17 protein-coding genes are annotated in these 19,941 nt (G+C 67.1%); 10 read left to right on the top strand and 7 right to left on the bottom strand.

The genetic code is table 11. The features are described 5' to 3' along the window. Positions 1–15: 15 nt before the first annotated feature. From OEJ37_RS00520 to OEJ37_RS00510, 3 genes are read left to right on the top strand one after another with little or no spacing between them, the layout of a single operon-like run. Positions 16–744, top strand: a complete 729-nt coding sequence (locus OEJ37_RS00520) for an amino acid ABC transporter ATP-binding protein (RefSeq protein ID WP_174419880.1) — start codon at positions 16–18, stop codon at positions 742–744. Next, on the top strand, positions 741–1,679 hold the full coding sequence (locus tag OEJ37_RS00515) for a transporter substrate-binding domain-containing protein (protein WP_244130774.1): 939 nt from the start codon (positions 741–743) through the stop codon (positions 1,677–1,679). Before OEJ37_RS00520 ends, OEJ37_RS00515 begins: the two co-directional genes overlap by 4 nt. Before the next feature lie 12 nt (positions 1,680–1,691). After that, positions 1,692–2,285, top strand: coding sequence for a gluconokinase (locus tag OEJ37_RS00510; RefSeq protein ID WP_244130773.1), 594 nt, complete (start codon positions 1,692–1,694; stop codon positions 2,283–2,285). Between the two features lie 153 nt (positions 2,286–2,438). Here OEJ37_RS00510 and OEJ37_RS00505 read toward each other — a convergent pair whose 3' ends face one another. Both OEJ37_RS00505 and OEJ37_RS00500 read right to left on the bottom strand, forming a co-directional pair. Continuing rightward, positions 2,439–3,743: a HipA domain-containing protein gene (locus OEJ37_RS00505; RefSeq protein ID WP_263342828.1), complete on the bottom strand. Its 1,305-nt coding sequence runs from the start codon at positions 3,741–3,743 to the stop codon at positions 2,439–2,441. Next, a complete protein-coding gene (locus tag OEJ37_RS00500) occupies positions 3,733–4,017 on the bottom strand; it encodes a helix-turn-helix domain-containing protein (protein WP_174419878.1) in 285 nt (94 codons plus the stop codon). Before OEJ37_RS00500 ends, OEJ37_RS00505 begins: the two co-directional genes overlap by 11 nt. Before the next feature lie 454 nt (positions 4,018–4,471). Between OEJ37_RS00500 and OEJ37_RS00495 the strand changes: the two genes are divergently transcribed. Next, positions 4,472–5,680, top strand: coding sequence for a DKNYY domain-containing protein (locus OEJ37_RS00495; protein WP_263342827.1), 1,209 nt, complete (start codon positions 4,472–4,474; stop codon positions 5,678–5,680). Between the two features lie 421 nt (positions 5,681–6,101). Here the strand turns inward: OEJ37_RS00495 and OEJ37_RS00490 are convergent, their stop codons facing one another. The 3 genes from OEJ37_RS00490 to OEJ37_RS00480 all read right to left on the bottom strand — a co-directional run bounded on the left by OEJ37_RS00490 (position 6,102) and on the right by OEJ37_RS00480 (position 9,218). Beyond that, positions 6,102–7,244 carry an FAD binding domain-containing protein gene (locus OEJ37_RS00490; protein WP_263342826.1) on the bottom strand — a complete coding sequence of 381 codons (1,143 nt, stop codon included), beginning with the start codon at positions 7,242–7,244 and terminating at the stop codon, positions 6,102–6,104. 37 nt (positions 7,245–7,281) lie between these two features. Beyond that, on the bottom strand, positions 7,282–8,157 hold the full coding sequence (locus tag OEJ37_RS00485) for an alpha/beta fold hydrolase (RefSeq protein WP_263342824.1): 876 nt from the start codon (positions 8,155–8,157) through the stop codon (positions 7,282–7,284). A 341-nt stretch (positions 8,158–8,498) separates the two neighbouring features. Then, entirely contained in the window at positions 8,499–9,218 is a 720-nt protein-coding gene (locus OEJ37_RS00480) for a TetR/AcrR family transcriptional regulator (protein WP_175919633.1), read from the bottom strand. A 366-nt stretch (positions 9,219–9,584) separates the two neighbouring features. On the opposite strand from OEJ37_RS00480, the gene OEJ37_RS00475 reads away from it, so the two are divergent. From OEJ37_RS00475 to OEJ37_RS00465, 3 genes are read left to right on the top strand one after another with little or no spacing between them, the layout of a single operon-like run. After that, positions 9,585–10,319 carry a YoaK family protein gene (locus tag OEJ37_RS00475; protein WP_174419873.1) on the top strand — a complete coding sequence of 245 codons (735 nt, stop codon included), beginning with the start codon at positions 9,585–9,587 and terminating at the stop codon, positions 10,317–10,319. Between the two features lie 48 nt (positions 10,320–10,367). After that, the gene (locus OEJ37_RS00470; RefSeq protein WP_174419872.1) at positions 10,368–11,309 is read left to right on the top strand and encodes a glyoxalase; all 942 of its coding nucleotides are present in this window, start codon (positions 10,368–10,370) and stop codon (positions 11,307–11,309) included. A 14-nt stretch (positions 11,310–11,323) separates the two neighbouring features. Continuing rightward, positions 11,324–12,781, top strand: a complete 1,458-nt coding sequence (locus OEJ37_RS00465) for an alginate export family protein (protein ID WP_263342821.1) — start codon at positions 11,324–11,326, stop codon at positions 12,779–12,781. A gap of 18 nt (positions 12,782–12,799) precedes the next feature. On the opposite strand, the gene OEJ37_RS00460 is transcribed toward OEJ37_RS00465, so the two are convergent. Next, a complete protein-coding gene (locus OEJ37_RS00460; RefSeq protein ID WP_263342819.1) occupies positions 12,800–13,705 on the bottom strand; it encodes a LysR family transcriptional regulator in 906 nt (301 codons plus the stop codon). A 108-nt stretch (positions 13,706–13,813) separates the two neighbouring features. Between OEJ37_RS00460 and OEJ37_RS00455 the strand changes: the two genes are divergently transcribed. After that, complete coding sequence (locus tag OEJ37_RS00455) at positions 13,814–14,464, top strand: DsbA family oxidoreductase (RefSeq protein WP_263342818.1); 651 nt, start codon at positions 13,814–13,816, stop codon at positions 14,462–14,464. A gap of 218 nt (positions 14,465–14,682) precedes the next feature. Then, positions 14,683–15,624, top strand: a complete 942-nt coding sequence (locus OEJ37_RS00450; protein ID WP_411859225.1) for an MBL fold metallo-hydrolase — start codon at positions 14,683–14,685, stop codon at positions 15,622–15,624. A gap of 39 nt (positions 15,625–15,663) precedes the next feature. Here OEJ37_RS00450 and OEJ37_RS00445 read toward each other — a convergent pair whose 3' ends face one another. Continuing rightward, complete coding sequence (locus OEJ37_RS00445; RefSeq protein ID WP_263342816.1) at positions 15,664–16,569, bottom strand: helix-turn-helix domain-containing protein; 906 nt, start codon at positions 16,567–16,569, stop codon at positions 15,664–15,666. 399 nt (positions 16,570–16,968) lie between these two features. Between OEJ37_RS00445 and OEJ37_RS00440 the strand changes: the two genes are divergently transcribed. Further along, positions 16,969–19,863 carry an ATP-binding protein gene (locus tag OEJ37_RS00440; RefSeq protein WP_317891514.1) on the top strand — a complete coding sequence of 965 codons (2,895 nt, stop codon included), beginning with the start codon at positions 16,969–16,971 and terminating at the stop codon, positions 19,861–19,863. Positions 19,864–19,941: the final 78 nt, after the last annotated feature.

The raw sequence follows: 19,941 nt of genomic DNA, 5'->3' as shown, positions 1-19,941 counted from the left end.
TCTCAAGGAACTCGTATGATCAAGTTTTCCAACGTCGACAAGTGGTATGGCGAATATCACGCGCTCGTCGACATCAACGCCGAAGTGCGCAAGGGCGAAGTGGTGGTTGTCTGCGGGCCGTCGGGTTCCGGGAAATCGACACTGATTCGCACGGTCAACCGGCTGGAAGAAATCAATCGCGGCAAGATTTCGTTCGACGGACAGGATATCCACGACCGGAAGATGAGCGTGAACGCCTATCGAAGCCGTATCGGGTTCGTGTTCCAGCAATTCAATCTCTTCCCGCATCTGTCGGTATTGGAGAACATCACGCTCGCGCCGATGCGCGTCAGCGGCGTGAAGCGCGCCGAGGCGGAGAGCAAGGCGCTGGATTTGCTCGCCCGTGTCGGATTGTCGAACAAGGCGAACGCCTATCCGCCCCAGTTGTCGGGCGGCCAGCAACAACGCGTCGCGATTGCGCGGGCGCTCGCGATGAACCCGCCGGCGATGTTGTTCGACGAACCGACCAGCGCGCTCGATCCGGAGATGGTCGGCGAGGTGCTGAGCGTGATGAAGAGTCTCGCGCAGGAAGGCATGACGATGATGTGCGTGACGCACGAAATGGGGTTTGCGCGCGAAGTTGCCGACCGCATCTGGTTCATGGACGCGGGAACGATTCTCGAGACGGCCGATCCCGACGCGTTCTTCACGGCGCCGAAGCACGATCGCGCGAAAAAATTCCTGTCGGATCTGCGTTCGCATTGATCGCGAGCGTGGCCGGCCGGGTACTGCAGGTCTTCCGTAGTTCATTTCAAAACATGTTTGCCAGTCAAGCCTCAAGGGGTTACACGATGGAAAAGTTGAAAGTCATCGCGGGAATGTTGCTGTCGGTCGGCATCTTCATGTACGTCGCGCCCGCTCGCGCCGATCAGTTGGCTGATGTCAAGGCGCGCGGCGAATTGAACTGCGGCGTGTATTCGAACGTCGAGCCTTTTTCCTATCCGAACGCGCAGACACGCCAGCTCGAGGGGATGGACGTCGACCTCTGCAACGCGATCGCGAAACAGATCGGCGTGAAGGCGAAACTCTCGCCGCTGGCCGTCGAGGCGCGCATTCCGCAATTGAAGCTCGGGAGAGTGGATATCGTCGTCGCCAACCTCGCTTATACGAAGACGCGGGCGACCCAGATCGCGTTCAGCGATGCGTATTACTCGACCAAGGAAGTGCTGGTCGTGAAAAAGGCCGACGGCGGCAAGAAGCTGGCCGATTTCACGGGCCAGAAGATCAGCGCAGCCGATGGATCGACGTCGGCGCAATCGATCCCGCTGTCGATCAAGGATGGCCAGGCGGTGACGTTCCACGACACGAGTTCGGCGTTCCTCGCCCTCGCGCAAGGCAAGGTTAAGGGTTTCGTGACCAACCAGATGACGGCGATCAAGATCGCGAAACAGGTCGATGGCACGGACGGCGCGGTCACCATTGCGGCCGAGCCGATGTTGATCGAGCCGATTGCCGTCGGGTTGCGTCTGAGCGAGCAGGGGATGCTCGGCGTCGTGAACCAGGCGCTGGCGTCGCTCGAACAGAGCGGGCAGATGCAGGCCATCTTCGATAAATGGCTGGGGCCGAAGACACCGTACGGCCTGGTACGGACCGACAAGGTCACGCCGATCAATCAGCTGAAGTTCACGCCGGTTTCGTAACGTGGCCGTGCGATGGCGTGGGAACACGCCATCCTGACCGCAGCAGCCGGTACCCGGCGCTTGCCAGTGAGAATCGGAATGGCATCGGTAGAGACGAGACACAGGATTGCCGTGATGGGCGTGTGCGGTTGCGGGAAGTCGACGCTTGGCGCGATGCTGGCGGCTGTCGTCGGCGGCGTGTTCGTCGAGGGCGACGATTACCACCTGCCGGAAAGCAAGCACAAGATGCGCAACGGCATTGCGCTGGGCGATTCCGATCGGGAGCCGTGGCTGGACCGGCTGGCAAGCATGATGACGACGCCAGCCGCTTCCGTCGTGTTGTCGTGCTCGGCGCTGAGGGCCGCTTATCGCGCCCGGCTGCGCGCGCGCGTTCCCGGGTTGCGGTTCGTCTATCTCGAGATCGGGATGGAAGAGGCGTTGAAGCGCGTATCGGGACGAGTCGGGCACGAGTTTCCGGCCGGGCTCGTTTCGAATCAGTTCGACACCCTCGAGTCGCCGGTCGGCGAGGATCGCGTGCTGCGCTTGCTTGCGTGCGACCCACAAGAGCGGAATCTCGCGTCGATCGTTCGATGGCTGGATGGATCGATGGATGCAGTCGGCGAGTGACGACGTCTCGCTTTCGCTGACGCTAGCCGTCCGACCCGATCGACATGTCATGGCGGCAGGCGCGTGGCGAGTAGCCCACGATGCGCATGAACGCATGTCCGAACGCGCTATCGGAGTCGTAGCCGCAGCCTCTGCGCGAGCGCAGAAAGCCGTTCATCCGCGCGCGTGACGAAGCGCGCGGCTCATCTCCGCGATCGGCATCGACGCAATCGAGTTCAGCAGGCGGATTTCCCCGGCATCGGGGCGGGCGATCTCGCGCACTTCGTCGAGCGTCTGCGCGACGCTGCGATCGAGCGGTTCGAGAAAGCGCCGGAGCTCGCTTTCGGCCGCCTTCTCCTTGAGCCCGAGCGCGTTGCCGAATGCGATCAGTGCGCCCATGTCGATGTCGGAGAAGCGCGTCGCCGTGCCGAGCGGCATCGTCAGTTCGCAGTGCGGCCAGTGGTCGCCGCGATGGCCGGGCCGGTGCGTGGGCGTGTGATAGACGACCGTGCTGACGATGTCGTAGAACGGCGCAAGCCGGTAGCCGCGCGCGTCGACGAAGAACGACAGGTTTTTCAGGTGCGCGTCGCCATTGCCGACCACCACGTTGAAGATCGTCCAGCGGAACACCGACAGGCGCGCGAGTGCGCGCGTGCTCGTCTGCCCGATCGCGCGGCCGAGCTCCTCCGCATTCGCGCGCTGGTACTTGAAGCCGCGATCGTAGTTGAGCAACTGCATCGCATCGATCGTGTGCAGGCGTCCGGCCGGCTCCGACGCGGTGTCGCGGTCGAAGCGGTCGATCACGTAGCACGCGGACGGCGCACGAAGAAAATGCACGTCAGGAACGTCGAGCCCCATCCGCTTCGCGAGCTTCATGCAGAAGAATTCGTTGATCGCCGAATGCGGATAGCCGGCGGCGCGCATGTCCGGCTTCAGCAGATGCATCGACGGCTCGCTGCCGACCGGTTCGAACAGCGCGTAGTCCGGCGCGTCGCCGCGCAGGATCAGCAGCAGCTTCTGCTGCGCGCCGGCCGCCGACATGCGCTTGGGCGCGGTGGCCGTCAGCGCGCGCTCGGGCATGGCCTGGATGCGGCGCTCGAGTTCGTCGAGCCCAAGCGGCTGCATGCTGCCGGCCGCTTCCTGCTCGCCTTCGGCCAGCAGCGTGAGCGCGCCGGCCGATTCGCGCCCGAAGTACGCGAGCAGGCCCCACGCATCGGCGGCATCGACCTTCGCCTCGCGCGCGAGCGATGTCCGCATGCCTTCTTCGGGCAGCAGGTTGTCGAAGAACCACTGGACCGGGCGATCGGTCGAGCTGTCGGTGAAGGTGCCGGCGCGCAGCGCGAAAGCGGGCGACAGCGGGTACGCGTGCGGCGACGCGAGCCACTGCGCGTCGTACGTGAACGACCAGACGCCCTTGTCGTCGGTCAGCCTGCCCATGCGCAGCCCGTTCGCGGACGCGATCAGCGTTCTAGCCGCCATGGCTGCTCCTGCGGCGTTGAGCGGCCTTGAGCGCGTTTTCCGCCGAAATCTCGATCGACGACTGCGCGAACAGGCTCACGCCCAGTTCGCCGAGCAGCAGCAGCACCTTGCCGATTTGCGCGGTCGGCTTCCCGGCTTCCACCTGGCTGATGAATTTCGGCGAGAGCCCCGTGGCGTTCGCGAGTTCGTCCCGCGTGAACCCCTGCTGGAGCCGCACGGCGCGAATGAGGTTGGCGAGGGCGCCGATCGTGTTGACGGACCGAGTCTCCGGCATGACGTTCTCCGTGCTTCGTATCTGAGCGGGAACAGTATGGCACAACTCGTGGGGATGGGCGCCAATTCGTATCCGTTCGGAAACGAAAATGCGTCGCTAACGGCTGTGCGCCTGCTTCGTATCCGAACGGGAACCGGAAGGTATGGAATCGCGGGCAACGCCATTTTCGTATCCGGGCGGATACGTGATTGGCGCGCGGGACACAGCCGGCCGGCCGCGCGTGCAACCCGGGCACGGTATGGCGGGCATCGACGCCGGCGTGACGATGTGTTCGTCCGGACCGGCATGAGCGCGCACGTCTTGTCCGACAATCGCGCGGCGCGTGTCAACGCCGCCGTGCAGCGGGCGGCAGCGCGCGCCGACATGGTTAGAATGACCGCCGCACATCCGTCCATCCGGTGGCCCGACTCCCGCCTCATATAAACCCATGACCGTACAAGAACTGGAAAAACGGATGCGTAGCCTGTTCGAGGACGACAGCCTCGAAGTCTTCGGCGAAACCGGCTACAGCATCTCTTTCGTCGTGCCTGGCAAGGTCAGGGACGTCAAGGCCGCGCTGCTCGCGCGCACGGACCCGTCCGGATGGGACGGCGAGGCGATGAACTGGTTCTACCGGTGCGACGACGAGGATTGGGCACTGTATCTGCGCTCGATCCCGCACGCGGTGTTCTGCATTGCGTCCGTGCAGTCGCTGCATGCGCTCCACATGCAGCAGCATCTGGACGCGTCGGCGGTCACGCCGGAGCAGCAGGCGAGCTACGACGCCGAGGAGGCGCAGCGACAGCAGGAGGCCGAAGCGCGGCACGAGCGCGACACGCGGACCGAGCCGCTTGCGCCGCTCGGCGGGCCGTTCCATACCGATGGCGAACGCGTGTGGGCCCGCATCGGCAGCGAGCATCGGTATCGTGCGCTCAACAATTTCGATCTCGGCAGCTTTCGGCATCTGGTCGACAACTTTGCGGTCGACGCATCGGGGTTGCGCTACTACGTGAGCGGCGCCGCATTCGGCTACGACGACGAAGGCGAAGGGCTGATCGCCGATGGCGATGCCGCGACGCTGGAATCGCTGGGCGGCGACTGGTACCGCGATGCACGGCAGGCCTACTATTTCGGTCCCGATATCTACGATCGCGGCGAATGGCATCTGACCGTGGTCAACGCGGACGTCGCCAGCCTGACCCATATCGGCGGCGCGTACGCGCGGGATGCGAAGCACCTGTTCTGTGCGGGCGTGCGCAAGCGCGGCATCGTCGATCCGGCCCGCGTGGTCAGCCTCGGTTACCGCTATGCACGGCTCGGCGCGCAGATTCTTTACGACGGCAAGATCGTGACCAAGCCTGGGGGTATCGACGTCGAGACGGCGCGCGCCGTCTTTCACGACGTGCTGGTCGACGATGACGGCCACGTGCTGTGGGGGCAGAGCTATCGCAAGCCGTTGCCGGGGATCGACGCGAAAAGCCTGCGCTTTCTGACGCGGTTCTATGCGGTCGACGACCATCGCGTCTACTACCGGACCAACACGAACCTGGCCGTTTGCGACGGCGTCGACCGCGCGAGCGTGGAGGTCGTGTCGTCGATGAGCATCCGCGACAAACATGGGTTGATCGACCTTGGGTATCCGGATGGCGTCGTGCGCGTGCCGGATTCATCGAAGGAATCCTGATGGTTTCGACCGGGCGGTTTCGTGCCGGCGCAATTGCCTGTTGCCGCGCCATATGCCCGAGCAGCGATCTTTATCGCCGCAGCAGATGAACGTTTCCGAATCGCTTCGTTGACGCAGTTCGGCAGGCGGGCGCGACGCGGTAAACAACGATTCCCGCTTTGCTTATCGTGCTGATCGCGCCGCGCCGCGCCGCGCCGGATGCGCGTGCCGTCAGAGTCTGGTCCGGTAAGGGAACCCGGCGCGTCCGGATCAGGAGAACGTCGTCGCGACCATGAGCACGATCGGTCGTCGCGTTCGAATGAAATCGGCGCCCGGTTCGAGCATCTGAAAAATAAAAGGTTCGTCACCGCGTTGCGGGTCGACGGCGTTATGGCGGAGACCATCGCATGATCGAACGACGCGTTGCGCACCCGATGGCCGGTCACGCGCGTCCCATGATCCGATTGCCGAGCGAGATACCGAGTTCGGACAGCGACGCATTGGCGGCAAGCTGACGGGCCTCCCAGCGCGACAGCGCGGCGTCGAACGCGGGGCCGTGCACGACGCCGCGCAGCGCATCGGCGAGGCCGACCGCATTCTCGGCCGCTTTCGCGACGCCGGCGGCCGTGTGCGGCCGGACGAGGCAGGCCGCGTCGCCGAGCAATACCGCGCGGCCGAAAGCCATGCGCTCGACCGCGAGATCCAGGATCGCCTGGGCGAACGGCGCATGCGTCGCGTCGACGAGCGCGGCGAGCGTCGGCGCAAGCATCCGGCGGCCGGCGTCCACGAGTTCGAGCCGGTTGTCGTCCCGCATCGCGCCGGGCGGCAGCGACCCGTCGCGCTGCGTGCCGTCCTGCGCGAGGAACAGCGACGGCAGGCGATCCGCTGCGAGCCGCCGGTACCAGACCCAGTTCACGCGGCGTTTGCCCGGCTCGATCGCGCCGTCGCGGCCGGGTACCAGATAGGTCAGGAACAGATGCGCGTCGCCTTGCTGAAACGTGAAGCGGTCGCGCAGCACCCGCAGCACGGTGTCGGGAAGCAGATGCTCGTCGACGAGCCCGCGCCACGCGACATAACCCGCGTACGCGGGCCGCGTTTCGGGAAGCAGTTGCGCGCGCACGTTCGAGCGGCCGCCGTCGGCACCGACCAGCAGGTCGGCCTGCTCGACGCGACCGTCGGCGAAATGCACGATCACGCCGTCGCCTTCCTGCGCGAACCGCTCGAACGATACGCCGGCATGCACGACGCCGGCGGGCAGCGCGCGCTTCAGGGCCGTGTAGATCACGTTCCACGCGGTCTGCGTTTGCGGCATGTAAAGGCGTTGCACGATCCGGTCGTTTTCGTCGAGATAGATCCGGTCGATGGAATCGACGCCCGCGTCGCGCGGCGCGGGCACGCCGCCGAACGTGAATGCGCGTTCGATCGGCGCTTGCAGCACGATGCCGCCGCCGCGGCTGTCGAGATCGTTCGGCGATTGCTCGAAGACCTTGACGCGCCATCCGGCCGCCCGCAGCGCGGTGGCCGTGAATAGCCCGCCCACCGATCCGCCGACGACGACCGCCAGCGGGCCCGAAACGTCGCTCATGGTTCCTTCCTCCCGATGATCCGTCGCGCGCGGCGGTTCAGCCTTCCCAGTGCTTCAGGAAGTCGAGCAGCAGCGCGTTCACGCGCTCCGGCTGCTCCTCCTGCGGCAGGTGCCCGCATTGCGCGATCGGCTCGGCACGCAGGTTCGTCGCCATGCTTTCCCACACGGATTTCATGTCGAACATCTTGCCGACCGCATAAAAATCCTCGCCCCAGATGGCCATGGTCGGGCATGCGATCCTGACGTCCGCATCGACGAGATCCTGCTTCACGTCCTCCGCGTTCGCGCGATAGTCGGCCAGTGCGCCGCGCACGGCGCCCGGGCGTCGATACGCACGCACGTAGGTGTCGAACGCTTCGCCGGAGATCGCGTGCGGGTTGTAGCACCAGTCGGAGAAGAAATAGCTCAGCCATTCGGCCTCTTTGCCGGCGATCAACGCCTCGGGCAAATCCGGCACCTGGTGGAACAGGAAGAACCAGTACGCGCGCGCCGTTTGCGCGGTCATGTTCTGCGCAACGATACGCGTCGGCACGTTGTCCATCACGACGAGCCTCTCGACGCGCTCGGGGAAGTCTTTCGAGAAACGCGTCGCGACACGCGCGCCGCGGTCGTGCCCGACGAGCGCGATGCGGCCGATGCCGAGCGTGTCGAGCAGCCCGGCCAAGTCGCGCGCCATGTTGCGTTTGTCGTAACCGGCGGCCGGCTTGTCGGTTTCGCCGTAGCCGCGCAGGTCGGGCGCGATCACGCGGTAGCGCTGCGCGAGTGCGGGGATCTGGAAGCGCCACGCGAAACTGGTTTCCGGGAAGCCGTGCAGCAGGACGACCGCGGGCCCGCTGCCGGCATCGATGTAGTGCTGGCGGATGCCGTTCGCGGTGACGGTGTGATGGGTGATCGAAGGTGTGGCGATGGTCATGCGACGGTCCCTGTCCGGTTCGGCGTGCGCGCGACAGGCGCGGACGCGAATGCCTATCGAGGATAGGTGAAGCGCGCGGCGCGGCGGATAAATTGTTCTGAATTCGTCTGGTTGCGCGCGCGGCCGGCAACGACCGCTGCATCACGATCACGTTGTCACCGGATGGCCGGTGTTTCCTGATCCTCGCGTGAATCGCGCGGCAAGCGGCGATCCGACGAGCCGCACGACCGACGAAGGAGCCCGAGCGTGAAAATGCAGGATGCCGATTCGACCGTCGGCAACCGTCGTCGAGCGCCGCGCCGCGATTGCACGCGATCCGCGCGCGATCGTCGGCCGCCGCGTCAGGCGCGCCGGCGGCGCCGGCCGGTCGCGCCCGACGCGAGTTGCTTCAGCGCGGCGGGCGTGCCGTGCAGGAACGCGTCGATCAGCCGCTCGATCTCGGTGTCGAGATCGTCGGGCACCGGCAGGCCGTAGACCCACTTGCGGACGCCGAAATAGAAGATGCTCGCGTGCAGGCTCCAGACCAGTTCGATTTCCGCATTGCGCTGAGCCTCCGTCGCCGGCGTGGCGATGTCGTATTCGTACCGCAGTTCGCGCAGCACCGGCAGGAAGACGCGTTCGCGCAGCCGGGACAGGTAGCGCGTGTTGAAACCCTCGCGGCTGAGCCCCGCGAAGATGAAGGTGCGGATCCATTCGCGCCGCAGGATGGTTTGCGCGTAGGCGCGGTAGAACGCGACGAGCCGTTCCTGCAGCGGGACCGTGCGATCGCCGATCAGTTTTTCCCAGTCGGGATTCCACGTGTAGATCTCGTCGTAGACGCGATCGATCAGCGCCTCCTTGCTCGGAAAGTACCGGTACAGCAGCGGCTGGGTGACGCCGATCTGCCGCGCGAGCTCGCGCGTGCTGCCGGAAAAGCCGTGCGTCGCGAAGTGCTCGATCGCCTTCTCGACGATCTGCCGCTCGCGCGCTTCCGGTGCGAGCCGGCGGCCCGGCGTGACGGCATTGCCGTCGGCGTGGGTCCCGGGCTCGCGGGCCGGCGTGCTGCGTTTTCTTTCGGTCATTCATCGGCTCCTGATGGCGCGCATGCCTAAACTATCGATCGAAAAATAACACGATCGGGGCCGCGAATACGGTTTGCGGCGCGGCTTTTGTAGCGGCGCTGAATTCCTCGCGGGATCTCCCTGCGTCGAACCGGACCGGCGCCCCCGTCCTGCGCTCGAGCCGGCGGATTCAGAAAATTTCAGGCCGCCGCCAAGACATTTAGGCCGGCCTTCACTACTCTAGCTTCCAAACCGCCGCATGGGCCGGATGCCAGTCGGCAAGCCGGACCGGTCGGCGAAACCGGAGCGGAACATGCTTTATCTGATCTCGTCGGGCGCCGGCATGGCGGGCGCCGGCGCAGTCGACACATTCCAGGAAACCGGCTCATGCCTTCGCAGCAAGTAACCGCGGCCGCCGCCGCGCCCGATCACGTGCGCGGCGAGGACGTGTTTCTCGCGTCGATCGCCGGTTATGTCGACACGCTCGGCTTCGTCGCGCTGTTCGGCCTGTTCACCGCGCACGTCACCGGCAACTTCATCCTGATCGGTTCGGGGCTGGCCGGCGTCGGGCAAGGGCTCGTGATCAAGTGGCTCGCGTTTCCGGCCTTCATCGCCGGCATCGTCGGCGCGCGCGTGCTCGACCATCGGATGCGCGTGCTGGGCCATGGCGTGCGCGCACGTTCGCTGTATGCGCTGCAGGCCGTGCTGCTGGCCGGGTTCATGCTGGCCGGCGTGATGGCATCGCCGATCGCCGACGCCGACGCGCCGCGGACGATCCTGTGCGGCCTGCTCGGCGCCGCGGCGATGGGCGTCCAGAACGCGCACGGCCGGCTGACGGCCCGCTCGGTCGTCGCCAACACGGTGATGACGGGCAACGTCACGCAGGCGGTGATCGATGCATTCGACTGGCTCGTGCCGCTCGCAGCGCCTGCCGAACGGGACGCCGCGCGGGCGCGGCTGCGGCGCACGCTGCCGCCGGTCGCGGGCTTTGCGCTCGGCGCGGGCGCGGGCGCGGCGGCTTATGTGTTCGCCGCCTTCTGGGCACTGGCGCTGCCGCTCGCCGCGCTGTGCTTCCTCGCCTATCAATCCGGTCGGTCCGACGCGCGGCCGACGTCACGCTGAATGCGCGCGCAGCATACGGCTGCGCTTGCCACTTTCAAGGAGAATTCGATGATTGCACTGAAGTTGCGACAGGTATTGCGGATGACGGCCGCGTCGACGGCCGTGCTCGGCGCTTTGTTGGCGACCGCGCCGGCTCATGCCGACGAGACGCGTCTGCTCCAGTCCTCGTCCGCCCGCGTGCCGGCCGTCTCGGTCGGCCCGCAATACGACACGACGCACGTGTGCGTCGCACCGGAGGATTTCGACCGTTTCACCGACAGCTTCGTCGCGACGTTCGGCGGCAAGAAGTCGCAGCAGGGCGTGTTCCAGGTTACGCCGACGCCGAGCCAGACGATGTCGCAGCTGGTGCTGACGCCGGTTGGCACGGTCTCGGTGTTCGGCTTCAAGACGCCGATCCCGTATCCGTTCTGCGAGGAGCGCACCGGCTATCTCGTCACCGACATGGACGTCGCGGTGAAGTCGGCGCGCGCGCACGGCGCGGACGTGATCGTCGACACGTTCCCCGATCCGATCGGCCGCGACGCGATCGTCCGCTGGCCGGGCGGCGTGAACATGCAGCTGTACTGGCACACCCAGGCGCCGAACTACGATGCGCTGCAGACGGTGCCGGAAAACCGCGTGTACGTGTCGCCGGAAAGCGCGAGCAAGCTGGTGCACGACTTCGTCGCGTTCTCGCGCGGCAAGGTCGTGTCCGACGTGCGCAAGGCGCCGGGCGTCGAGATCGGCCGGCCGAACGACACGTATCGCCGCATCCGCATCGAGTCGGGTTTCGGCAAGATGACCGTGCTGGCGACTGACGGCCATCTGCCTTACCCGTTCGGCCGCGAGATGACCGGCTACGAAGTGCAGGATCTGGCCGCGACATTGAAGCAGGCGCAGGCCGCGGGCGTGACCGTGCTGGTGCCGACGTTCACGTCGGACGGGCGCGATGCCGCGCTCGTGCAGTTCCCGGGCGGCTACGTCGCCGAGATCCACGCGCGGTCGAAATGATGGGCCGCCGGCCGATGAGACGGGCATGGCGGCGCGTGCTGCCGGCCGCCGTGCTGGCGGGCGGCGTCGCGACGTGCGCCGGGACGGCGGCCGGCGCGGAGGAAGCCGCGGCGGCCGATGCCGCGGCGCCGGCCTCGACCGCCGGCACGACGTGTACGGCCAAGCGGCCGGCCGTGCTGTTCAACCGCTGGCAGGAAGACTGGTCGGTCCTCGCGAATCCGTGCGTGCCGCGCCAGCCGCTCGATTCGCTGAAGTACATCCCGCTGGGCGGCGACCCGTCGACCTACCTGTCGCTCGGCGCGAACCTGCGCGAGCGCTTCGAACTGAACAACGCGCCGCTGTTCGGGCTCGGCGCCGCGCATGACGACAATTACGTGATCCAGCGCGCGACGGTGCATGCGGACCTGCGTTATGCCGGGCATTTTCAAGCGTTCGTCCAGTTCGTCGATGCGCGGCCGTTCGGCAAGGATACGGTCGGGCCCGTCGACAAGGATCAGCTCGATATCGAGCAGGCGTTCGTCGCGTATGTCGACCAGGTCGGCGGCGGCACGTTCAAGACCCGCATCGGCCGGCAGGAGATGGCTTTCGACTTGCAGCGGTTCGTGTCGGTGCGCGACGGCCCGAACGTGCGCCAGGCGTTCGACGCGCTGTGGGCGGATTACGAAATCGGCAAATGGCGGCTGATCGGCTATGTGACGCGCCCGGTGCAGTACCGCAACGACGCGGTGTTCGACGACGTGTCGAACCGGCACCTGAGATTCGACGGCGTGCGTATCGAGCGCAACGGCACGGGCCCCGGCGACCTGTCGGGCTACTGGTCGCGCTATACGCGCGACAACGCGCGCTATCTCGCCGGGGCCGGGAACGAGCGGCGCGACGTGTTCGACATGCGCTACGCGGGCAAATCCGGCCGGCTCGACTGGGACGTCGAGGCGATGCTGCAGACGGGGCACATCGGGCAGGACACGATCGGTGCGTGGGCGTTCGGCGCGCTGGGCGGCTACACGTTCACGAAGACGCCGGGCACACCGCGCATCGGCATCCAGGTCGACGGCGCGTCGGGCGACAAGCACCCCGGCGACGGGCGCATGGGCACCTTCAACCCGCTGTTCCCGAACGGCTATTACTTCACGCTGGCCGGCTACACCGGCTACAGCAACCTGATTCACGTGAAGCCTTCGCTGACGTTCAAGCCGGCCAGCAACGTGACGGTGCTGACCGCGGTCGGTTTCCAGTGGCGTGAGACGACGGGCGACGCGATCTACGGGCAAGGGATGTCAGCGGTGCCCGGCACCGCCGGCAAGGGCGGTTCGTGGACGGGTATGTATGCGCAGGCCCGCGTGGACTGGCTCGTCAATGCGAACGTGGCGCTGGCCGTCGAGGCCGTGCACTTCCAGGTCGCCGACTCGATTCGCGCGCTCGGTGCGCGCAATGCCGACTATGTCGGCATGGAGGCGAAGTTCGGCTGGTAACGCGGCGCGCGCCGCGGCTCAGTGCTGCGCGCGTGCCTGCGCTTCGACAAAATCGATGAATGCCGTCACGCGCTTCGAGCCGCGCTGGTTCGGCAGGTAGAGTGCGGTGACGACCGAGCGGGCCGCATCGGGCGTGACGTCGTACTGTTCGAAGAGCCTGCGCAGGCGGCCCGACTGGACGTCGGCGTCGACCAGCCAGTCGGGCAGCAGCGCGATGCCGGCGCCGTCGAGCACGGCATCGCGCAACACCTCGCTGTGATTCGACTTCAGGCGCCCGGCGACCAGCACTTTCGTCGTGCCGTGCGCATCGGCAAACGTCCACGCCTGCTGGTCGCCGCCGAAGTGAAAGCGCAGGCACCCATGATCGACCAGCTCGCCCGGCGCGGATGGCGTGCCGTGAGCATCGAGATAGTCGTGGCTCGCGACGACATGGCGCTGGAACGTGCCGAGCTGCCGCGCGACGACTTCCGCGGACGGCGCCGCTTCGCCGAGCCGGATCGCGACGTCGATCCGGCCGGCGACGAGATCGACGCGTTCGTCAGTGAGCTGCAGGTCGAGATCGAGCTTCGGATAGCGCGCGAGAAATGCCGCGACGTGCGGCGCGATGCGGCGCACGCCGTACGCGACCGGCACCGACACGCGCAACGGCCCGGACGGCTCGTCGCCGCGATCGGCGACCAGGGCGTCGGCTTCCGCGAGTTCCTCGAGCAGCCGCTTTGCGCGGGCGTAGTACACGGAGCCGGCATCGGACAGCGTGACCTGTCGCGTCGTGCGGTTCAGCAGCACGGTGCCGAGCGACGCCTCGAGCGCATCCACCGCGCGCACCACCGACGACGCCGCGAGTTCGAGGCGCCGTCCCGCGCTCGAGAAGCCACCGGCTTCCGCTACTTCCACGAACGCGCGCAGCGCGGAGAATTTGTCCATGTCGTCGCCTTTGTGCGTATCGCAACGATGCGTTGCGTGCCGTTCGCATTCTATCGTCGGCCCGCACGCGCTATCTTCCGGAGTGCAATGTACAGGAAGGAGCTTGCGATGAAACCCCTCGAAGTAACGGTGACCTACGACCTCATCTGCCCGTGGTGCTGGATCGCGGAGCATCGGCTCGCGGAGGCGCTTGACGAAGCCGGCCTGACCGGCAACGTGAGCGTACGGTTCGTGCCGTTCGAACTGAACCCGACGATGCCGGCCGGCGGCATCGACCGCAAGGCATACCGGAGCGCGAAGTTCGGCAGCTGGGCGCGCTCGCGGGCCCTCGACGCGCATGTGGCCGAAGCCGGCCGGGCGGCGGGCCTCGTGTTCGATCACGCGCGGATCGCGCGCACGCCGAACACGCGGCTTGCACACCGGCTCGTCTGGTTCGCTCAACAACGCGGCAGCGCGGTCGCGCTCGTCGATGCGCTGTTTGCCGCGTATTTCCGCGACGGCCGCGATATCGGCGACGCGGACGTGCTGGTCGAGATTGCGGCCGGTGCCGGTTTGCCGCGCGATGCGGTGCGTGCGTTCCTGGCGTCCGGCGAAGGGCTCGATGCGGTGGTCGCGCTCGAAGCGCAGGCGGTGCGTGAAGGCGTCGCGTCGGTGCCGTCGACACGCATCGGCCTGTCGGTCGTCAGTGGCGCGCAGCCGGCTGCCGTCTTTCGCGATGCATTGATTGCCGCGCAGCACGCGCGTGATCCGGCGGCCTGAAGCCGTCTGAGGCCAAACCGGTACCGCCGAGGCCCGGCCTTCAGAACGATTCATGTCCCGCTCAGGATTATTGCGAATCCGGCCGGTAAGCTCGGTGTCGTGCGCACCTCGCCGGCCGGGCCGGCAAGCCTGCGCGCAACGTCGCAACGTCGATATGCAAACGGGAAACGGACATGAAGAACCTGAACTGGCGCACGCGCGCGGCGCGCTCAGGCGGCATGCTGCTCGTCGCGTGGTGCGTCGGCATCCTCGCATCGGTCGCGTTCGCCGGCGAGCCGGGCGGCGGCAACCAGGCCCCCGGCTTCTATCGGCAGAAGCTCGGCGACCTTCGGATCGTCGCGCTGTCCGACGGCACGCATCCGTTTCCGGTCGATACGGTCTTCCGCGATGTGTCGAAGGACGAAATCCGGCGCGATCTCGATCGCGCGTTTCTCGAGCCGCCGGTACAGGGGTCGATCAACGCGTTCCTGGTCGATACGGGAACGAAGCGGATTCTCGTCGATACGGGCGCCGGCGTGCTGTACGGCGACTGCTGCGGCAAGCTGCTCGCGAACCTGCGCGCGGCAGGCTATGCGCCGGAGCAGATCGACGAAGTGTTGCTCACGCACCTGCACAAGGATCATGTCGGCGGCATCGTGTCGAACGGCAGGATGACCTTTCCGAATGCGGTCGTCCGCGTAAACGAGATCGAAGCGAATTACTGGCTCGATCCGGACAACAAGGCACAGGCGCCGGCGTTCCTCGCGTCGTTTTTCGATGCGGCGGCCGCATCGGTCGCGCCGTACGTCGCGGCCGGACGCTTCAAGACGTTTCGCGGCGAAGCGACGCTCGCTCCCGGCATTCGCGCGGTGCCGATGCCCGGCCATACGCCGGGCCATACGGCCTATCTGATCGAGAGCGGTGACGCCGGGCTGCTCGCGTGGGGCGACATCGTGCACGTCGCGGCGATCCAGTTGCAGGATCCGGACGCGACCGTCCAATACGACAGCGATGCCGACGCGGCGCGCCGCACCCGGCGCGATACGCTGAAACGCGTGGCGGACAAGCGTTATCTGGTCGGTGCCGCGCACATCGCGTTTCCCGGGCTCGGGCATCTGCGCAGGGACGGGCAGCAGTACGACTGGGTGCCGGTCAATTACGACGCGACGCCGCTTCGATGACGCGAAGGCGCGCGGCAGCAGTGGCCGCGCGTGACGGAATCAGCGCGACAGTTCGCGTCGCCATGCGCCGGGCGGATGGCCGACGATGCGCGCGAACACGCGGTTCAGGTGACTCTGGTCCGAGAAGCCGCAGGCGGCCGCGATTTCCGCGAGCGTCATGTCGGTCGTCTCGATCAGTTGGCGGGCGCGGATCACGCGCTGTTCGAGCAGCCATTGATGCGGCGTGCGTCCCGTCGTGCGCGAGAACGCGCGGATGAAATAGCCGCGCGACAGATCGCATTCGTTGGCCACTTCCTCGATCGACACGCCGAGATTCGCCTTTTCCATCAGAAGTTCCTTCGCGAGCGCGGCCTTGGCCGGCGACAGTACGCCCTTGCGCTGCAGGTCGCGCGCGCGCGTATTGCCGTAGCGGCATGCGAGATGCGTGCCGATCGCGAGGCCCATCTGCTCGACGAACAGCGTATTCAGCGCGCCCGGCGCGTCGAGGCTGTTGGCGACGGCGTGCGCGAGATGGCCCAGCACCGCGTCCTGCACGTCGGGCGCGCAGGTCAGGCCGCCGATTTCCGTTCCGTCGTGCTCGCGGCCGAGGCGGTCGAGGTAGCTGTGCGACAGCTCGACGAGCACGAAGTCGAACTTGCCGTACAGGTCGGCGCGGAAATTTCGGGAAAAGTCGCGAATGTAGATCGAGTTGTGCTGAAACCGCCGCTCGGATTTGCCGGACCCGCCATAGATCGTGCGCCGGTGCCCGCCATTCAGCGACACGCCGATCAGGAAGCCGCGATCGCTGGCCGCCATCTCGATGCGCTCGAATTGCTCGTCGCGCATGCATTTGCGGTGCAGCGTCAGGCCGCCGACCGGCCTTTCAATATCCTTGGATAGCAGGCTCGAGATGCATCCTAGCGTGTCTTTCGGCGCCGCAGGCGGCGCGACGAGGGGGTCTGGCATGGTGGAACAATCCTTCGATGGGGTACGGCGCGCGAGCATCCTGGTTGCGTGCAGTGTATACGGCGCGCCAGACAGGCCCAAGATAACTTGAATAAATGTCCGCTGGCTGACGAAATGCATCGTGCGAATCGATCCGCGCCGCGCCAGGCCCGACCGGCGCACGAATGCAGCATTCCGATCGATCTTGCCCCGCTTGTATTCGCACCGCCAGGCTTCCCCCCGAGCGCCGGTGCGCAAGTTTCAGCGCATTTTCCTTCAAGATTTTTGTTTATACGGCGTTTACACTCTGCCCAATTTTTGAGACTTTGCGCCGGCCTGCAACGCAGGCCGGGTGCGGACTCCCGCCCCGGTGAACCGTGCGTTCACATGGCGGTCATCGTGGGGAACCTGGAGGCGGCCATGATCCAGATCGGGCATTTGTCGGTGGATTTCGAGCAGCGCGACATTCGCCATCACGGCACGTCGTTGCGTATCGGCGCACGCGCGCTCGACATACTTGAAGTACTGCATCGCGCGAACGGTTCCGTCGTGTCGAAGGACGACATCATGGATGCCGTCTGGCCGGGCCTGATCGTCGAGGAAAACCGGCTGCAGGTCCATGTCGCGACGTTGCGCAAGGCACTGGGCGCGAACCGCGACCTGATCAAGACGGTGCCGGGCCGCGGCTACCTGCTGATTGCGCAGCCGCCGGTCGCGCACTCGGCGGCGCCGCGCGCGGCCGAATGTCCGCCCGAGGTTGCCGCCGCTTTTCATCCGGTTCCGCTGGTTGGACGTCAGGCGGAGATCGAGCAGATCGTCGACATGATCGAACGTGCGCCGGTCGTCACGCTGGTCGGCGCGGGCGGCATCGGCAAGACGAGCCTGGCCAACCGCGTCGCGCACGAGCTGCGCAGCCGATCCGGCGAGCATGGCCTGTTCGTGGAGTTGGCAAGTGCCGCGACGCGCGATGACGTGCTGCTCGCGATCGCCGCGGAACTGGGGCTCGAGACGGACGGCGTGCCTGCCGCCGACCGGATCGGCGACGCGTTCGCCGCTTCGCGCGGCCTGCTCGTGCTCGACAACGCGGAGCACGTCGTCGACCTGGTGGCCGACCTCGTCGAAACGCTGACGTCGCGCGCCGCGCCGCTGCGCGTGCTCGTGACGAGTCGCGAGCCGCTTCATATCTCGGTCGAGGCCGTGTTTCGCGTGAGCCCGCTGGCGGTGCCGGCCGGCAGCGCGTCGGTCGACGAGATCGTGCGCCATTCGGCCGTCGAGCTGTTTCTGGCGCGGATTCGCGCCGCCACGCCCGATTGCGCGGTCGACGCGGCCGGCGTCAGGCTGATCGGCGACATCTGCCGGCGTCTCGACGGGCTGCCGCTCGCGATCGAACTGGCCGCCGCGCGCGTCGCGACGCTCGGGCTCGAGGTCGTCGCGTCGCGTCTCGACGACAGGCTGAACCTGCTGACGGGCGGGCTGCGCTCGGCGCTGCCGCGCCACCAGACGCTGCGCGCGACGTTCGACTGGAGCTACGTGCTGCTGGATGCGGCCGCACGGTCGCTGTTTCGTCGCATGGCGTGCTTCATCGGCCCGTTTACGTTCGATGCCGCCCGCGAGGTTGCGATGGATTCCGGCATGTCGGCTGCCGAGATGATCGCGGTGCTCGGCGAACTGGTCGCGAAGTCGCTGGTGACCGTCGAGTTCAACGGCGCGCAGGCGCGCTACCGGTTGACGGAATCGACGCGCGCGTACGCGCTCGAGAAGCTGCACAACGAGGGCGAATTCGAAGCCATCGCCGAGCGTCATGCGCACTACGAACGCGAGCAGGGGGAAGCCCGGATGCCGACGCAGGCACCCGCCGCGGACCTGGCGAGCCAGCCGCTCGCCGCGGGCGCGCCGGCGCCGCGCGAGCCCGCGGTGGCCGAGCCGCAGGCGCTGCAGGAAGCGGACGCGCTGGCGCTCGCGTTGCTGGAGCCGGCGCGGATGCGTGAATGTTCGATACCGGCGAGGCGAGCGCTCGATGCAATCGAGGCCGACGGGGCCGCGATCGTCGACGCGGCGCTCGAGATGCGTTTGCGCGCGGCCTATGCATCGGCACTGCTGCATACCGATGGCGATACCCACACGGCCGCCGCGATGTGGGACAGGACGCTCGGTCTCGCGGGGCGGATCGGCGACGAGGCGTTTGACGCGCGCGCGCTGGTCGGGCAGTGGAACACGATGCTGACACGCTCCGATATCCACGAATCGTTGCGCTACGCGACGCGCTTCGAGCGCGCCGCCGAGCGGCGGGGCGACCGGTCGCAGCGACTGCTGGCAAACGCGATGGTCGCGACCTCGCTGCATTACTTCGGCGAACATGCGCAGGCGCGCGAGCGGCTGGAGGTGGCGACGGCCGAACTGGCCGACGCAGGCGAACCGCCCTGTGCCGAAGCGGCGCTGGGCGTCGACGTCGCGACGCTCGGCCGGACGATGCTGACGCGGCTCGTGTGGATGCAGGGCGATCCGGAATATGCGATGCAACTCGCGGCGCAGGCGGTCGAATGCGCGCGGCGCAGCGGTTCGGGGCTCGCATTGTGCGTCGTGCTCGGTGCCGCGGCCGTGCCGATTGCGTTGCGCTACGGCGATCACGACGCGATTTCCGACTATCTGGCGACGCTGCGATCGACCGCCGATGCGAACGGGTTCGACATCTGGCGCAGCCATGCCGAATGCCTTGCCGGACAGTTCGACATGCAGGCCGGCCATCCCGGCGCCGGGCTCGCGCGGCTCGAGCCCGCGCTGCGGCGCATCGAGGCGAGCGGCTTCCGGCGCATGCTCGCGCCGCTGGTCGTCGCGTACGCGGAAGGGCTGACGCGCACGGGTCGCGCGGCCGAGGCATGCACGACGCTCGACGCGACGCTCGCGCGCTGCCGCGCGCACGGCGAGCATCTGTTCGTGCCCGAACTGCTGCGCGCCAGGGGGCTGGCGACGCTCGAACAGGCACGCACCGCCGACGTGGACCTCGCGGCCGCCTGCGAAACGGACGGGCAACGACATCTGCTGATGGCGATCCATACCGCGAACGGGCAAGGGGCCGCGATGTGGGCGCTGCGCGCCACGCTCGATCTCGCCGATCACCTGATCGAGCGCGGGCGCACCGCGCAGGCGTCGTCGCTGGTGGCCAACCTGTCGGGGCATTTCGATCCGCAATCGCGCGCGTTCGACGTGCGCCGGCTGGCGCGCGTGCAGAACTTCGTTCGCCCGGAGACGACGCCGTCGACAGGCCGCACGCGCATGCGGCACGAGGCGATGGATGCGATGCAGTCGGTCGCGTAACGGCGCGCGGGGCCCGCGCAGGACGCCGCCGCGCCATCGCGCCGCGGCCGGTCCGATCGTTCAACGTTCAAGGGGGAG

Source organism: Burkholderia sp. BKH01, assembly GCF_025685725.1.
In the GTDB taxonomy this organism is placed as follows: domain Bacteria; phylum Pseudomonadota; class Gammaproteobacteria; order Burkholderiales; family Burkholderiaceae; genus Burkholderia; species Burkholderia pyrrocinia_C.
This window is presented reverse-complemented; position numbering and strand designations above follow the sequence as displayed.

Coding starts and splice junctions, on each gene's coding strand:
- OEJ37_RS00520 (WP_174419880.1), top strand. CDS start 16: ATGATCAAGTTTTCCAACGTCGACAAGTGGTATGGCGAATATCACGCG.
- OEJ37_RS00510 (WP_244130773.1), top strand. CDS start 1,692: ATGGCGTGGGAACACGCCATCCTGACCGCAGCAGCCGGTACCCGGCGC.
- OEJ37_RS00505 (WP_263342828.1), bottom strand. CDS start 3,743: ATGGCGGCTAGAACGCTGATCGCGTCCGCGAACGGGCTGCGCATGGGC.
- OEJ37_RS00500 (WP_174419878.1), bottom strand. CDS start 4,017: ATGCCGGAGACTCGGTCCGTCAACACGATCGGCGCCCTCGCCAACCTC.
- OEJ37_RS00495 (WP_263342827.1), top strand. CDS start 4,472: ATGCGTAGCCTGTTCGAGGACGACAGCCTCGAAGTCTTCGGCGAAACC.
- OEJ37_RS00490 (WP_263342826.1), bottom strand. CDS start 7,244: ATGAGCGACGTTTCGGGCCCGCTGGCGGTCGTCGTCGGCGGATCGGTG.
- OEJ37_RS00485 (WP_263342824.1), bottom strand. CDS start 8,157: ATGACCATCGCCACACCTTCGATCACCCATCACACCGTCACCGCGAAC.
- OEJ37_RS00480 (WP_175919633.1), bottom strand. CDS start 9,218: ATGACCGAAAGAAAACGCAGCACGCCGGCCCGCGAGCCCGGGACCCAC.
- OEJ37_RS00475 (WP_174419873.1), top strand. CDS start 9,585: ATGCCTTCGCAGCAAGTAACCGCGGCCGCCGCCGCGCCCGATCACGTG.
- OEJ37_RS00470 (WP_174419872.1), top strand. CDS start 10,368: ATGATTGCACTGAAGTTGCGACAGGTATTGCGGATGACGGCCGCGTCG.
- OEJ37_RS00465 (WP_263342821.1), top strand. CDS start 11,324: ATGAGACGGGCATGGCGGCGCGTGCTGCCGGCCGCCGTGCTGGCGGGC.
- OEJ37_RS00460 (WP_263342819.1), bottom strand. CDS start 13,705: ATGGACAAATTCTCCGCGCTGCGCGCGTTCGTGGAAGTAGCGGAAGCC.
- OEJ37_RS00455 (WP_263342818.1), top strand. CDS start 13,814: ATGAAACCCCTCGAAGTAACGGTGACCTACGACCTCATCTGCCCGTGG.
- OEJ37_RS00450 (WP_411859225.1), top strand. CDS start 14,683: ATGCTGCTCGTCGCGTGGTGCGTCGGCATCCTCGCATCGGTCGCGTTC.
- OEJ37_RS00445 (WP_263342816.1), bottom strand. CDS start 16,569: ATGCCAGACCCCCTCGTCGCGCCGCCTGCGGCGCCGAAAGACACGCTA.
- OEJ37_RS00440 (WP_317891514.1), top strand. CDS start 16,969: ATGATCCAGATCGGGCATTTGTCGGTGGATTTCGAGCAGCGCGACATT.